The organism is Aurantibacter sp. UH7 (genome assembly GCF_056839165.1).
Genome location: NZ_CM166388.1, coordinates 2,931,398 through 2,945,133, shown reverse-complemented (window position 1 = coordinate 2,945,133; position 13,736 = coordinate 2,931,398). Strand labels below are relative to the sequence as shown.

17 protein-coding genes are annotated in these 13,736 nt (G+C 34.1%); 8 read left to right on the top strand and 9 right to left on the bottom strand.

Translation table 11 applies throughout. The features are described 5' to 3' along the window. Window positions 1–17: 17 nt before the first annotated feature. The gene (locus UH7x_RS12345) at window positions 18–650 is read right to left on the bottom strand and encodes a 7-carboxy-7-deazaguanine synthase QueE (protein ID WP_482360229.1); all 633 of its coding nucleotides are present in this window, start codon (window positions 648–650) and stop codon (window positions 18–20) included. 166 nt (window positions 651–816) lie between these two features. Here UH7x_RS12345 and UH7x_RS12340 point away from each other — a divergent pair, with 166 nt between their 5' ends. Then, on the top strand, window positions 817–2,319 hold the full coding sequence (locus UH7x_RS12340) for a helicase HerA-like domain-containing protein (protein WP_482360228.1): 1,503 nt from the start codon (window positions 817–819) through the stop codon (window positions 2,317–2,319). Window positions 2,320–2,354: 35 nt separating this feature from the next. After that, on the top strand, window positions 2,355–2,909 hold the full coding sequence (locus UH7x_RS12335; protein ID WP_482360227.1) for a hypothetical protein: 555 nt from the start codon (window positions 2,355–2,357) through the stop codon (window positions 2,907–2,909). A gap of 11 nt (window positions 2,910–2,920) precedes the next feature. Here the strand turns inward: UH7x_RS12335 and UH7x_RS12330 are convergent, their stop codons facing one another. Continuing rightward, entirely contained in the window at window positions 2,921–3,382 is a 462-nt protein-coding gene (locus UH7x_RS12330) for a winged helix-turn-helix transcriptional regulator (protein ID WP_482360226.1), read from the bottom strand. Window positions 3,383–3,444: 62 nt separating this feature from the next. On the opposite strand from UH7x_RS12330, the gene UH7x_RS12325 reads away from it, so the two are divergent. Continuing rightward, window positions 3,445–4,284, top strand: coding sequence for an alpha/beta fold hydrolase (locus UH7x_RS12325; protein ID WP_482360225.1), 840 nt, complete (start codon window positions 3,445–3,447; stop codon window positions 4,282–4,284). Between the two features lie 34 nt (window positions 4,285–4,318). Beyond that, on the top strand, window positions 4,319–4,744 hold the full coding sequence (locus UH7x_RS12320) for a VOC family protein (RefSeq protein WP_482360224.1): 426 nt from the start codon (window positions 4,319–4,321) through the stop codon (window positions 4,742–4,744). A gap of 33 nt (window positions 4,745–4,777) precedes the next feature. Here UH7x_RS12320 and UH7x_RS12315 read toward each other — a convergent pair whose 3' ends face one another. From UH7x_RS12315 to UH7x_RS12285, 7 genes are all read right to left on the bottom strand, one after another. Next, the gene (locus tag UH7x_RS12315) at window positions 4,778–5,878 is read right to left on the bottom strand and encodes a Gfo/Idh/MocA family protein (RefSeq protein ID WP_482360223.1); all 1,101 of its coding nucleotides are present in this window, start codon (window positions 5,876–5,878) and stop codon (window positions 4,778–4,780) included. A gap of 20 nt (window positions 5,879–5,898) precedes the next feature. Continuing rightward, the gene (locus UH7x_RS12310; RefSeq protein ID WP_482360222.1) at window positions 5,899–6,951 is read right to left on the bottom strand and encodes a glycoside hydrolase family 43 protein; all 1,053 of its coding nucleotides are present in this window, start codon (window positions 6,949–6,951) and stop codon (window positions 5,899–5,901) included. 13 nt (window positions 6,952–6,964) lie between these two features. Next, window positions 6,965–7,816, bottom strand: a complete 852-nt coding sequence (locus tag UH7x_RS12305) for an alpha/beta hydrolase (RefSeq protein WP_482360221.1) — start codon at window positions 7,814–7,816, stop codon at window positions 6,965–6,967. Between the two features lie 105 nt (window positions 7,817–7,921). After that, window positions 7,922–8,293, bottom strand: a complete 372-nt coding sequence (locus tag UH7x_RS12300) for a VOC family protein (protein WP_482360220.1) — start codon at window positions 8,291–8,293, stop codon at window positions 7,922–7,924. A gap of 112 nt (window positions 8,294–8,405) precedes the next feature. Next, window positions 8,406–9,878, bottom strand: a complete 1,473-nt coding sequence (locus UH7x_RS12295) for a vanadium-dependent haloperoxidase (protein ID WP_482360219.1) — start codon at window positions 9,876–9,878, stop codon at window positions 8,406–8,408. 240 nt (window positions 9,879–10,118) lie between these two features. After that, a complete protein-coding gene (locus UH7x_RS12290; protein WP_482360218.1) occupies window positions 10,119–10,550 on the bottom strand; it encodes a putative quinol monooxygenase in 432 nt (143 codons plus the stop codon). Window positions 10,551–10,574: 24 nt separating this feature from the next. Continuing rightward, complete coding sequence (locus UH7x_RS12285; RefSeq protein ID WP_482360217.1) at window positions 10,575–11,303, bottom strand: SDR family oxidoreductase; 729 nt, start codon at window positions 11,301–11,303, stop codon at window positions 10,575–10,577. Window positions 11,304–11,498: 195 nt separating this feature from the next. On the opposite strand from UH7x_RS12285, the gene UH7x_RS12280 reads away from it, so the two are divergent. The 4 genes from UH7x_RS12280 to UH7x_RS12265 all read left to right on the top strand — a co-directional run bounded on the left by UH7x_RS12280 (window position 11,499) and on the right by UH7x_RS12265 (window position 13,731). Beyond that, window positions 11,499–12,062, top strand: a complete 564-nt coding sequence (locus UH7x_RS12280; protein WP_482360216.1) for a TetR/AcrR family transcriptional regulator — start codon at window positions 11,499–11,501, stop codon at window positions 12,060–12,062. Window positions 12,063–12,116: 54 nt separating this feature from the next. Next, window positions 12,117–12,680: a carboxymuconolactone decarboxylase family protein gene (locus UH7x_RS12275; RefSeq protein WP_482360215.1), complete on the top strand. Its 564-nt coding sequence runs from the start codon at window positions 12,117–12,119 to the stop codon at window positions 12,678–12,680. An 87-nt stretch (window positions 12,681–12,767) separates the two neighbouring features. After that, entirely contained in the window at window positions 12,768–13,076 is a 309-nt protein-coding gene (locus UH7x_RS12270) for an EthD family reductase (protein ID WP_482360214.1), read from the top strand. Window positions 13,077–13,086: 10 nt separating this feature from the next. Next, complete coding sequence (locus tag UH7x_RS12265) at window positions 13,087–13,731, top strand: DsbA family oxidoreductase (RefSeq protein ID WP_482360213.1); 645 nt, start codon at window positions 13,087–13,089, stop codon at window positions 13,729–13,731. The last annotated feature ends 5 nt before the right edge of the window (window positions 13,732–13,736 follow it).

Here is a 13,736-nt window from a genome sequence, read left to right as displayed (position 1 = left end):
TACGCACCACAAATAAACTACGGTATATTCAAGTATTTGTGTGTTTGCAACGAAACTTTCCATTTCGGATTTTTCATCACATAATCTACAATTAGTGGCACTACTTTGTCTCGCACACTCCATTCTGGTTGTAGATATAAAATGCATTCATCATTCACCAAGGCTGCTTGTTCTTCTGCAAAAATCAAATCGTGTTTATTATAGACTATTGCTTTAAGTTCGTGTGCTGCAGCATGTACTGCTGGAGTAGGCAGTTTATTTTTTTTTGGTGAAAGACAAATCCAATCCCAAATACCCGTTAATTCATAAGCACCTGAAGTCTCAATATGCGTTTGCAAACCCTTTTCTTTTAGCGATTGCGTTAAGGGAAGCATATTCCACATTAAAGGCTCACCACCCGTTACAACTATAGTATCAGAATATTTTGCAGCATTTTCTACGATGCTCGCTATTGCTGTTGGAGGATGCGACTCCGCATTCCAGCTTTCTTTAACATCGCACCAATGACAGCCTACATCACAACCACCAATTCGTATAAAATACGCTGCAGTACCTTTATGATATCCCTCACCTTGAATTGTATAAAACTCCTCCATTAGGGGTAACATACATCCTTTTTCTACTTCCAGTAAAACATCTTCCTTAAGCATTCGGCAAAGATACATTTTAGCTGGCAGTAACTATAAGCAGTCTGCAAAAATCATAGTACAGATTGCTTTTAAAAACTGTAATATGGCCGCTGAAAAACCATCATCAACCATGATGTCGGCGGCTATTCTTTCAAAATGATCTATTTTTATGGTCAAATTTGTCCAAATGTCTAAAGAAGAAGATTTTTACGCACATATTGAAAAAGGATACACCACTAAGGGTGACTATATTACAATGGGTGCTGCAATGTTAAACGGAGTAGCAGTTAACAAAGCTTTTGTCAAAATACCATTAAAGACTTTAAACCGTCATGGATTAATAGCTGGTGCAACGGGTACCGGTAAAACAAAAACGCTTCAAGTATTGGCTGAGAATTTATCTGAAAAAGGAATTCCAGTACTTTTAATGGACCTTAAAGGTGATTTAAGTGGTTTAGCACAACCGAGCCCTGGTCATGCGAAAATAGATGAAAGGCATAATCTAATTGGATTACCATTTGATGCAAAAAGTTTTCCTATCGAAATTTTATCCTTGTCTGAACAAGACGGTGTAAAACTAAGAGCAACTGTTTCTGAGTTTGGTCCTACACTTTTATCACGAATTTTAGACCTTACCGAAACGCAAGAAGGAATTGTAGCTGTCGTCTTTAAATATTGTGACGATAACAAGTTACCGCTTCTAGATTTAAAAGATTTTAAAAAAGTACTACAATATGCTACGGGCGCTGGAAAAGCAGAATTCACTAAAGATTACGGAAGAATATCAACAGCATCAACCGGTACAATTCTTAGAAAAATAATTGAACTTGAACAACAAGGCGCCGATTTATTCTTTGGTGAAAAATCTTTTGAAGTAGATGATTTAACACGTCTTGATGAAAATGGTAACGGCTATATAAATATTCTTCGACTTACTGATATTCAAGATAGACCTAAACTATTTTCAACTTTTATGCTAAGTTTATTAGCTGAAATATATGCAAGTTTTCCAGAACAAGGAGATAGTGACAAACCTGAATTGGTATTGTTTATAGATGAAGCCCATTTAATTTTTAAAGAAGCTTCAAAAGCGTTGCTTGATCAAATTGAAAGTATCGTAAAATTAATTCGTTCGAAAGGCATCGGTTTATACTTTGTTACTCAAAACCCAACAGATGTGCCTAATGAAGTACTTGCTCAGCTAGGCTTAAAAGTTCAACATGCCTTACGAGCATTTACTGCAAGAGATCGTAAAGCAATTAAATTAACTGCTGAAAACTACCCAGAATCGGAATTTTATAACACAAAAGAAGTACTTACTTCTTTGGGTATTGGTGAAGCATTAATATCGGCATTAGATGAAAAAGGTCGCCCAACTCCATTAGCAGCAACTTTATTACGGGCGCCAATGAGTCGAATGGATGTATTGACAGATAAAGAGTTGAAAACGGTTATTAAAAAATCGCAACTAATTCCGAAATACAATGATGTTATCGATCGTGAAAGTGCTTATGAAATATTAAATGAAAAGATAGAAAAAGCTGAAGCAACCGCAGCTAAAGAGAAAACCAAAACATCTAGTAGAAGTACAAAAAGAGCAAGTACTAGACAAAACCCGGTAATTAAAGTATTAACAAGTGCAACTTTCATTAGAGGAGTTCTTGGTGTACTTAAAAAAGTTATGCGATAACACATAGTTAAGAATTTGCAAAAAACAATGATTGCATGAAAAAAATTAAATTTCTACCACTATTTGTAATTCTACTTGTAATTATTAACTGCAAGGAAGAAAAAGACAATACTTTTTTAATTGGTCACGATAGTATTGGCAAACTGAACAGAAGTAGCCTTGCCCGAGATATTGAAATTATATTTGACAAAGATTCTGTGGTAAAAGATACGGTTGCACTAAAATTTGGAAGTGGAGCTCAAAAAATTAAAATTTTCGAAAAAGGTGGTAATCATTTATTAACCCTTACACCGACTCGTGATTCCATACCAATGATTGAAAATATCCGAGTTGAAGACCCCCGTTATACAACTAATAACGGTGTGGGCTTGTTAAGTACTTTTAAGGATATAAAAGACAATTTTACGGTTAAAAAAGTTATTACGTCAAGAAAAAATGTACTGATATTACTTAAAGATAGTGATGCTTATTTTACCATTGATAAAGAGGAATTACCTTCTAGTCTGCGCTATGCTACTAGCACGAATATTGAAGCAGTACAAATACCTGACAAAGCCAAAATCAAATATTTAATGATTGGCTGGAATTAGTTTTAGCCAATTCATGAGGTTTTAACCTTTTTCCTTCTTTCAATTACAAGATCGCTATATTGGGTTATCCACTCTGTGAGTTCTATTAATTTTTGAAGGTATGAAAATCCGAAATCTGTTAATTTGTACTCAACCCTTATTGGCACTTCTGGATACATTTTTCTTTCTAGATAACCATCTGTCTCTAATGTTTTAAGCCTTTCACTCAACACTTTATTAGAAATTCCAGAAACATATTTTTTTAATTTATTAAAACGTAAAACCTGTGAATATCCTAAGTTTAAAATTATAAGAATACTCCATTTATCTGAAGCCAAAGCCATTACATCACGAATAGGACAATATTCGGCAGTTTTTAAATCTATATGACCAAACATTTTTTTTATCTTTTTTTTTGATGCAACCTTCTGATTTTCAGTAATAGTTTCCATATGCTTACCTTGTGCGTTTTTTGTAACTAATAAATATGTCAAAAAAGAATATTAATTTAGTATCTATTAAAGAGTAAGTTACATAAAGTAACCTATATATCAAAATGAAGAAAACCCTCAATCGAATTCTACCAAAAGCCTATGGGTTTTATTTTAACTCTTTAGCTATTTTCTCAAAAAAAAAGGCTGCTGAGAAGGCATTTCATTTATTTTGCACTCCTAGAAAGGGTAAAGTTCAACCACATCAAAAAAGCTTTTTAGATGCTGCAAAATCTGAAACAATAGAATCGGAAGGAGTACATTTTCAAACCTATAAATGGAAAGGAAATAAAGACACTGTTCTATTACTTCACGGATGGGAAAGCAATTCCTTTCGTTGGAAGAATTTAATTTCTTACCTAACAAAGGAAGGTTTTAATGTTATCGCTTTAGATGCTCCCGCACACGGATATTCAAGTAGTAAAACCTTTACCGCAGTATTATATTCACAAGGCATAAAATCTGTTGTAGATAAATATAAACCAAAACATATTTTAGCACACTCCATTGGTGGAATGAGCGCAATCTACTATAATTATCATAGTATAAATAATGGTGTGAAAAAAATAATTACACTTGGTAGTCCATCTGAATTTTTACCCTTTATAAATGGTTATAAAGACATTTTAGGTTTGAATAAAAAGGTAATGAATGCGATGGGAGAATACTTCTTCGGTATGTTCGGATTTCAAATGCATGAATTTTCTACAGTAAATTTTGTAAAAGACTTCGAATCAAAAGGACTGTTAATACATGATGTTTATGACAAAGTTACTCCAGTAAGTGGTTCAGAAAAAGTACATGCAAAATGGAAAAACAGTAAACTTCTTAAAACGGAGGGCCTAGGTCATTCACTTCACCAAGATGAAGTAAGCGAAAAAGTTATTGCATTTCTGAAGTCATAAGAATTAGCTAATTTTATTATAAATTATTTTTCTTATGCAAAACATTACTCCTTTTCATATCGCAATACCTGTTCATAATTTAGATGCATGTAGAAAATTTTATCGTGATATTCTTAATTGCGAAGAAGGCAGAAGTAGCGACCAATGGGTTGATTTTAATTTATTCGGACATCAATTGGTTATCCATTACAAACCAAAAATTGAAACTAAAAACCTTCATCACAATCCTGTTGATGGACATGCAGTACCCGTACCACATTATGGAGTTGTATTACCATGGGAAACTTTTCAAAATTTCGCTGAAGAATTAAAATCCAAAGGAATCGAATTTATTATTGAACCCTATATTCGTTTTGAAGGGCAGGTTGGTGAACAAGCAACGATGTTTTTTTTAGACCCTGCTGGAAATGCTTTAGAGTTTAAATCATTTAAAGATATTGGGCAATTGTTTGCTAAATAATGTGAGCGCACTTTTATCAGAAATATAGCTTTACTATTTCAGGTAAACTGTTTCACCAGACTTTGCACTTATACGCGCAGCTTCTAATATTTCCATCGTTACTATATTATTTTCTAAAGAATATAAATTGTCTTTCGGCAAAACAATCTCTTTACGAATTACTCCTGCTAATACCGAAAAAGGGTCTGCATATGGCGCAGTACGTTCTTCTAAAACTTTACGCTGTTCTTTTACTTTCTGACTTAATCGAAAGCGCATGTTGTGTCGGTCTTCACTAATTATATAACCCGTTTTACCATAAACTTCCATGTCTTTTCTCCCCATTGGCCAGTTCCAAGAAGCTTGAATCACACCTTGCATTTCTGGGTAGGTAACAATTATTGTTGCCTCATCATCAACTTTTGGATAAATATCAGGTTTTATTGTTTGTGTAACAGCGGTAACACTAATTGGTCTTTCATTTTTCATTAACCATGTAATTAAATTAGCACCATAACAACCAAAATCCATTAATGCTCCTCCTCCATTTAAAACTGGATCGGTAAGCCATTCTAAAAATTCTTTGTTTACACCAATTTCCTGTGGCCCCTCATGTCCATCATGTACCACTATTTTTCTTAAAGGACCAATAGCACCATTGTTAACCATTTCAAAAGCCTTATGATTTGTTGGATACCATGTTGTCTCATAATTAGTAAGTAAATGAATTTTATGTTTTTCTGCTAAGTCCTTCATTTTTTGAGCATGCTCAAAGCTTACCGCTAATGGTTTTTCTACCATGACATGAATGCCAAGTGGCGCAAAGAATTCTACTACAGCTAAGTGCTCGTATATTGAACCAAACGCTGTAACTGCTTCCGGTTTTGTAGCTGCAACAAATTCCGCCAGAGAATCGTAAACCAAATCCATAGAAAAACCTTTATTCTCCGAAAAACGTTTTGCTAATTCTTTATTTGGCTCAACAATACCTACAATCTCCACATCTTTTAAATGCGGCCTACTCCACAGCCAATTTACATGCGAATGTGACAACCCAATTACCCCAATTTTTAAAGGTTCAGTTGACTGGCCAATCAATGTATTTGTTGAGAAAAATGAAATCACAATTAAGAAATAACAATAAATATTTTTCATGATATTATTATTTTTTTGTCCTATTGAACGCCTTCAAATGTCATTATTACTGGTTGAATGGTTCCATCAGTATTGAATTCCATTTTATCAATACAGGTAACACGATGATCACGATCTTGGTTAGGTATTGGCCTTCTATGATACACCATTAACCATTCATCTGTTCCTGGTTTATTAATTACGGAGTGATGCCCAGCACCATTTGCAATATCACCTGGTTTAGATTCTAAAACTGTACCTATTCTTTTGTATGGACCTGTAACTTTATCAGACATAGAATAAGCTACTTTATATGAACCGTCTCCCCAACTACCCTCAGACCACATAAAATAGTAAATACCCTTTCTTAGAAACATAAATGGACCTTCCACATATCCTTCTGGTGTAATTTCTTTAAATAACTGACCATTTTCCCAAGGAATAAAACCTGTAAAATCTGAATTCAGTTTTCCAAGATTACAATGACTCCAACCTCCATAGAAAAAATAATAAGTACCATCTTCATCTTTAAATGCAAATTGATCTATTGGTTGCGCATCATTGTAAAAATCAGATATTAATGGTTTACCTAAATAATCTGAAAAAGGACCACCGGGTGTATCAGCCACTGCAACCCCAATACCACCATAGTGGTTGATATCGTTAGTAGGGTCGTACGAATTTCTACCTGGTCTCTGTATATCATTTGCGCCAAAAAATAGAAAATATTTATCATCCTTTTCAATTATTGATGGCGCCCATAATGCTTGCCGCAACCATTTAACTTTGGTAGTATCAAGTATATTTTTATGTTTTTTCCAAGTGACCAAATCTTTAGATGAAAATGCATCGAAATGCAATTGCTTATCATAAGCATCTGAATAGGTAGGATATACCCAATATGTATCATCAAAAACGGCACCTTCGGGATCGGCATACCAACCGCTAAAAATAGGGTTTCCGTTCTCTACTTTTTCTTTAACAACGGACTCCTGTATATTTTTCTTTGGTGATTCTTTACATGAAAACAATAAGACGAAAGATAAAAGCAGAACGAAACTCCGTTGTTTAAAAAGATCACCAACACAACTCATAGCACCAATCAATTTAATTCTGATGAAAAGCTTGTGATACAAATTCTAAAACTTTCGGTAGTGAGGCTCGCCAATAAACCCAACTGTGCCGACCATCTCTAACCCGATATTCGTGCGGAATTTTCTTTTTGGTCATCGCAATATGCACCAGACTATTTCCTTCGTACAGAAAATCATCATCACCACAATCAATATACCATCGAACAGACTTTATATCTTCTACCGGAACAGTCTCAATTAAATTGATGGCATTGTGTTTGTTAAAATACTCTTTAAGTTCTGCATTTGAGCGTTTCTCATTATTTCTAGCAAGGCGTTCTTTAAGATTTTCAATAGTTAATGGCCCAACATAAGCACTTAAAGGGCAGGCAGATGAGAAAAGTTCTGGATGATGCAAAGCATACATAAACGAGCCACCGCCACCCATTGAAAGTCCGGCCACTGCCCTATACTTCTTTTCACTTCGAATTCTATATTTTTGTTCAACGTGAGGCATCAATTCTTTAAAAAAGAAATCTTCATACAACCAATCTCCTTGATTAAAATAACCCATTTTACCAGTATCTGCATCTGGCATTATGATTATCATAGGTGTTGCTGAACCATCTTTAATAGCCGCATCTGTAATACGGGACACTTCTCCAAATTGAACCCATCCGGTATGGTCATCAGTTGCTCCATGCAATAAGTATAATACGGGATAGCTGCGTTCAGATGTTTCATAGTCTGGTGGTAAATAAACTGCGTAATTCCGTTCCATATCTAATATTTTACTAGACATGCTAAGGTTATCAAATACTTTTCCGGTTTGTGCTATTGCTACATACGAAAAACAAAATGCAATTAAATAAATGATTTTTTTCATGTTGGTCTATTGGTTCTAAATAAAATATGTAAATAAATATTGACATTCTTAAGAATCAAAATGCCAACTTAATTAGTGCAAAAAAAATGGTAAATCATAAAACAACTAAATATGCTGATCTATTAAAATGGCATTCCCATCTGGATCCTTTAAAACGATACTTGCTGCTCCTTTTGAATTTTCATCAGCTTCTGTCTCCAACTTAATACCATGATTTTTTAGGTCTTTTTGGATATCGCGAACATCATCGAAATTTGATAATGCATTTGCATTTTGATCCCAACCAGGGTTAAACGTGAGAATATTATTCTCAAACATTCCTTGAAAAAGTCCAATTAATGAATCTTCATTTTTCATGATTAGATAATTTTTATCCATACCACCTGCGAAAACAGCAAAACCTAACTTCTCGTAAAAATCGCGTGATATTTTCAAATCTTTAACCGCGAGACTAATTGAAAATGCACCTAGTTTCATAATCGTGTTTTTAAAAATTTATACTCAATTCAAAATATTTTAAATTCGTTCAAATTAACTAGTAATAAATATTTAACATCTGGCTTTACCTGTACAAGGTGATTTTTGTATACTATTTCTCTCCAATATGCATCTTATAAAAATCCCATGCCTCATGTGCCACTTTTCTTCCCAATTCTAAACCTGCAACATTATCTGCCTGTATATGATACCCTCCTAAAACTCTTGACACACCTGCCATTTCAGCGGTTTCAGTAAATGTTGGGAATTTTAATGTAATGGTATCACCCACCATATCTGGTTCAGTCATGGCCCCTGCAACCAAAACTGCTTCCGAACCAAATTTTTCGCTACCTGTCCATAATTTTAAGGCCTCAGCACAACCACCACTAATTGTACTATGCCCTGACGTATAGCTTGGAAAAGGTGGACATAAGAATATTTCAGGAGAATAAGGTCGCCATTGCGATCCATCCATTTCAATCATTCCCTTACCTTCTCCACCCCATCCTTTTATTTTTTTACCTGAGTAATATTCATGCACTAAAGCATAAGGTCTTGCGTAATCATAAAACATTTTTGAATCCCAAGAGGCTATAAACGCATCCATTGCAACTACTTGATTGTAGAAATACATTTTCACATCTTGATCAAGGGTATGAGAATCTCTACGAGAAACATCTTGCGCGAATTTTAGCCAGTGGCCTGCTTGTTGAACAGATTGTGGTCCGTCTCTCATAAATTCTACCAAAGCTTTTTGGTAATCGGTTAAGTTTGCCTGCATTTCAACAACTTCTTTCACCTCTTGTTCTAATTGTTCCGATCCTACTAAAGGTGGTGGACCTGGTCGAAATTGGTCACCTGTTTTTAATGCAATAGGAGTTACCTTATCCCAAAAAGGAGTTAAACACCCAGGCGCATATTGTCCACCCATACCATCTGAAAAATACTTTGGTTGCCAACGATTTATATCTACGTTTTTATCCGCAGAATTTACTGGCTCATACCCTACATAATTAAAATAGAATTCTCCATTAGAACCTTCTTCTTCAGCATACTGATTTGCCCCATCACCTTTTCTAGCTTCAATTACTGCCTTTGCTGCTAGGTTTCCAATACCTTCTGGCGTCTTTGGGTCCAACGATTTGTTATTTGGATCTAAACCCATTTCTTTCATAAAATTGGCAAACAATTCCTTATCCGAAAAATAATATTCAGACATGGCACCATATGCCGCATAACTAATTGCAATTTCTTTATTTTTAAGTGAATGCTCGTCCATAGGTCTACGGTCGGTATTTTTTAAATAAACGGGAATAGCATTCTCATCATATCTAGACCAGGCATCAAAAATTGAAACAAAAATTAATCCTAAAAACCGCGAAGTAATGGTCGGTCTAGGTTTAAATTTTTCAGTATCATTTGCGGTAGCCGTTAAAGCCATTTTACCCCATTTATAGGCAACGTTTTCTACACCAATAGGTTCTGTTAATTCGGTTGTATTGGACTCTGATTTTTTATTCGGATTTTGCTTACACCCAAACAACAACAATGTGAATAAACACAGTATTATAGTACTCTTCATGATTTTTAAAAGAATTTAAATAGTAATGTCAGTTAAGTTTAGTTATATAATATTCTGCAAATACTTCATTTGGAGGAGAATGAATATTTGCTTTGCATACAAAATAGATTTTGTAATAATTTTAAATGTACAGAAACTTATAAGCAACAAGCAAATTTTTAGCCATAGATTGGATAAAAATAATATCACAACTACAATTTAATAAAAATTAATCGTAAGAGAACGTTTTACTTATAGTGACTAAAGCTCTCGTAATTTACTGAAAATTTTAGGCATATTATCAGAATCAAGAGCATTCAAATCTATTAATTTCAAGCCTTTTACCATTTTTTTAGTTGATGTTTTATATTTAATAAAATGAGGTGTTTTTAAATGCGTTTCATAGGCTGCTTCATCCACATAAATCTCTAAAATTCGAATCGACGTTCTATTTTCCTTTAGATACATTGGAAAAATAGAAATCACCCCTGGCTCTAATCGCACTGATGCTTCGGATTCTTCTTTTAAAATTTCGATATATTCTTCTAAAAATTCTGGTGCAATCTCGAGTTCTGCTATGCGAACCATCATATTTTTCTGTATCATATTTGGTTCTTCTTGTATTTTTTCAGTGCAAGAAGCTGGAAGTAAGGTCATGAATAATGTTGCAAGCATAAGTTTAAAAAGTTTCATAATTTGTGTTTGACAATTTCAATTTTAGGCAAAACCTCCATTAGCACCCATGATTTGACCCGTAATCCAACCAGATTCATCGCTAACTAAAAACATAATTATCTTAGCAATATCTTCTGGCTCACCTATTCTATTAAATGCTGACATTGATGCTAATCTACTAATAAATTCGTCACTTTTCCCTTGATTAAAGAGTTCTGTATTTACAGGCCCCGGAGCTATACAATTTACGCTAATTCTTCTATCCCCTACTTCTTTTGCAAAAACTCTCGTTAACTGATCAACGGCTGCCTTTGTTGCAGAATAAGCACCATATGTAGGTAACATCACACGTGTAGTTGTACTTGAAAAGTTAACTATTTTACCGCCCTCTGATAGTACTGTTGCGGCCTCACGCATCGTATTGAAAACACCCTTCACATTAATATCAAAAATTCTATTATAATCATCGTCTGTAGTGTCCTTCAGAAGTTTATAAATTGCTATCCCTGCGTTATTAATTAATACATCTACATGACCATAAGTATCAATAGTTTTTGCAAATAACCTTTTTACATCTGCCGTATTACTAACATCTGCTTGAACTACTATTGCCTCACCACCATTATTTACTATTTGACTTACAACAGAATCTGCCGCAATTTTATTTCCGGCATAATTAACCACAATCTTTGCGCCTTTCGCAGCTAGGGTTTTCGCCAATTCTGCTCCAATCCCTCGTGAAGAACCTGTTATTATAATTACTTTGTTCATTTCGCTTTTATTGATGATATTGATATTACAAACTTAAAGACAGTTTTAATACAACAAGTAATAAATACAACCTTTTATTTAACTAAAAGAGACATTTACAATTCATACCAAAGAAATCCTAAATACGATAAAAAAAGGTTAAACTTTTTTTTATTTCAAAGCACTTGCTTAGTTTTGCTTTATTATTTCTAATAAATGGCACGTAAAAAACAATATATAGAAGCAGAGGTTATAGCAAAGGCAATGCGCTTATTTTGGCGTAATGGATATGAGAATACTTCTGTTCGAATGTTGGAAAAGGAAATGGGTATTAATCAGTTTTCTATTTATGCCAGCTTTAAGAACAAAGAAGGTGTTTTCTTAGAAAGTTTAAAGTATTATAATTCTCAAATTAAAACTATCACCGACAAATTAGAAAGCTCTAATAACGGAATTGAAGGCATTAAAGAATATTTTCATGACTTTTTAGAATTCTCAAGAGAAGGTGCAATTTTTAAAGGATGCCTGGTTACCAATACAGTAAACGAAATTAAAGAAGTTACGGAACCGACTATTATGGCAGCGCTGAAGAAATTTTCTTCAAACATTAAAAATATGTTTGTAAGGAATCTCAAACAAGGCGACTTAGGGGATGAAAAAGTAATTAACCAACAGGCTGATTATTTAATGAATAGTATTTTAGGGTTATCGATATCCTCAAAAGTATTTGATGAGAAACAACTCAAAGGAATAATTGAAATTACATTTTTAAACATATAACATTTTTTTTAATCTTTATCTAAGCATTTGCTTAGATATAAACAAATTATAATTATGACATCTTTAAAAGTACACAACATTGAAACTGCACCAGAAGGTAGCAAAGCATTATTAGAAAATTCTCAAAAGGCATATGGAATGATTCCTGGTTTGCACGGTGTTTTAGCTGGATCTCCACAAATTTTACAGGCTTATCAAACACTACACGAGTTATTTACGCAATCTTCACTTAACGAAGAAGAATTGACTGTGGTATGGCAAACAATTAATGTTGAGCACGCTTGTCATTACTGTGTACCAGCACATACCGGAATAGCAAAAATGATGAAAGTAGACGACACTATCACTGAAGCTTTACGAAATGAAACACCACTTGCAGATGTAAAGTTAGAAGCATTACGTACTATGACTTTAACAATTGTGCGTAAGAGAGGTAATGTTACACAAGAAGATTTAGATGCTTTTTACGCAGCTGGATATGGAGAGGCACATGTATTAGACATTATTTTAGGATTGTCTCAAAAGACAATTAGTAACTACACAAACCACATTGCGCATACCCCGGTAGACGACGCTTTCAAAAAATTTGAATGGTCTAAAGAAAATATGGTTTCATAATTCCCCCGAAACCATTGGTTGATTGATTGTTGTAAACCTTCCACTTAACTGTGGAAGGTTTAATATTAAAACTAATAACAAAGAGATATGATTAAGTTGACAGTGATGTACCCAAATAGTAAAGATTTAGAATTCAATAAAGAGTACTATATTAAAACGCATGGAAGTTTATTAAATGAATTATTAGGTGATGCAATAGTATCTTCTGATGTGAATTTCGGAATTTCAGGGGGCAGTCCAGATGAAGCTGCACCTTATGTAGTTATCGCCAATTTAATATTTGAATCTATAGTTACTTTCCAAAACTCTTTTGGTGTAAATGCTCAGAAAATATTGGCCGACTTACCAAATTTTACCAATGTAAAACCTGTAGTGCAGATTAGTGAAGTAATATAAAACAGACAACATGAATGAGAAATTGAAAATAGATATCGTATCTGATGTAGTTTGCCCTTGGTGTGCCATTGGGTATAAGCGTTTAGAGAAAGCGATTACGGAACTTGGTATTGAAGATCAAGTAGAAATAGAATGGCAACCTTTTGAATTGAATCCGCAAATGCCACCAGAAGGTCAGAATGTAACCGAGCATATTACCGAGAAATATGGTTCAACCATAGCGCAACAGCAAGCATCGCAACAGAATATGACCGATATTGGTGAAGAGCTAGGCTTTAAATTCGATTATTTTGATGACATGCGTATGGCAAACACTTTTGATGCCCATGTACTTTTAGAATACGCTAAAGATTTTGGAAAACAGACTGAACTCAAATTACGCTTAATGACTTCGTTTTTTGGTGAAAGAAAAGATGTATCTGACAGAGAAATATTAAAAGAAGCTTTGGTAACTGTAGGTTTAAATGCCGATGAAGCATTAGCTAAGTTGGATAATGAAGAAGCAAGATACGAGGTAAGAATCAAACAAGGCGAATGGAAAAATATGGGTGTAAATTCTGTGCCTACTATTGTGTTTAATATGAAAAGTGCAGTTACAGGAGCACAGCCTGTAGAAACATTTAAGCAAATACTTGGAGAGCTAATTGCGGAATAATACAG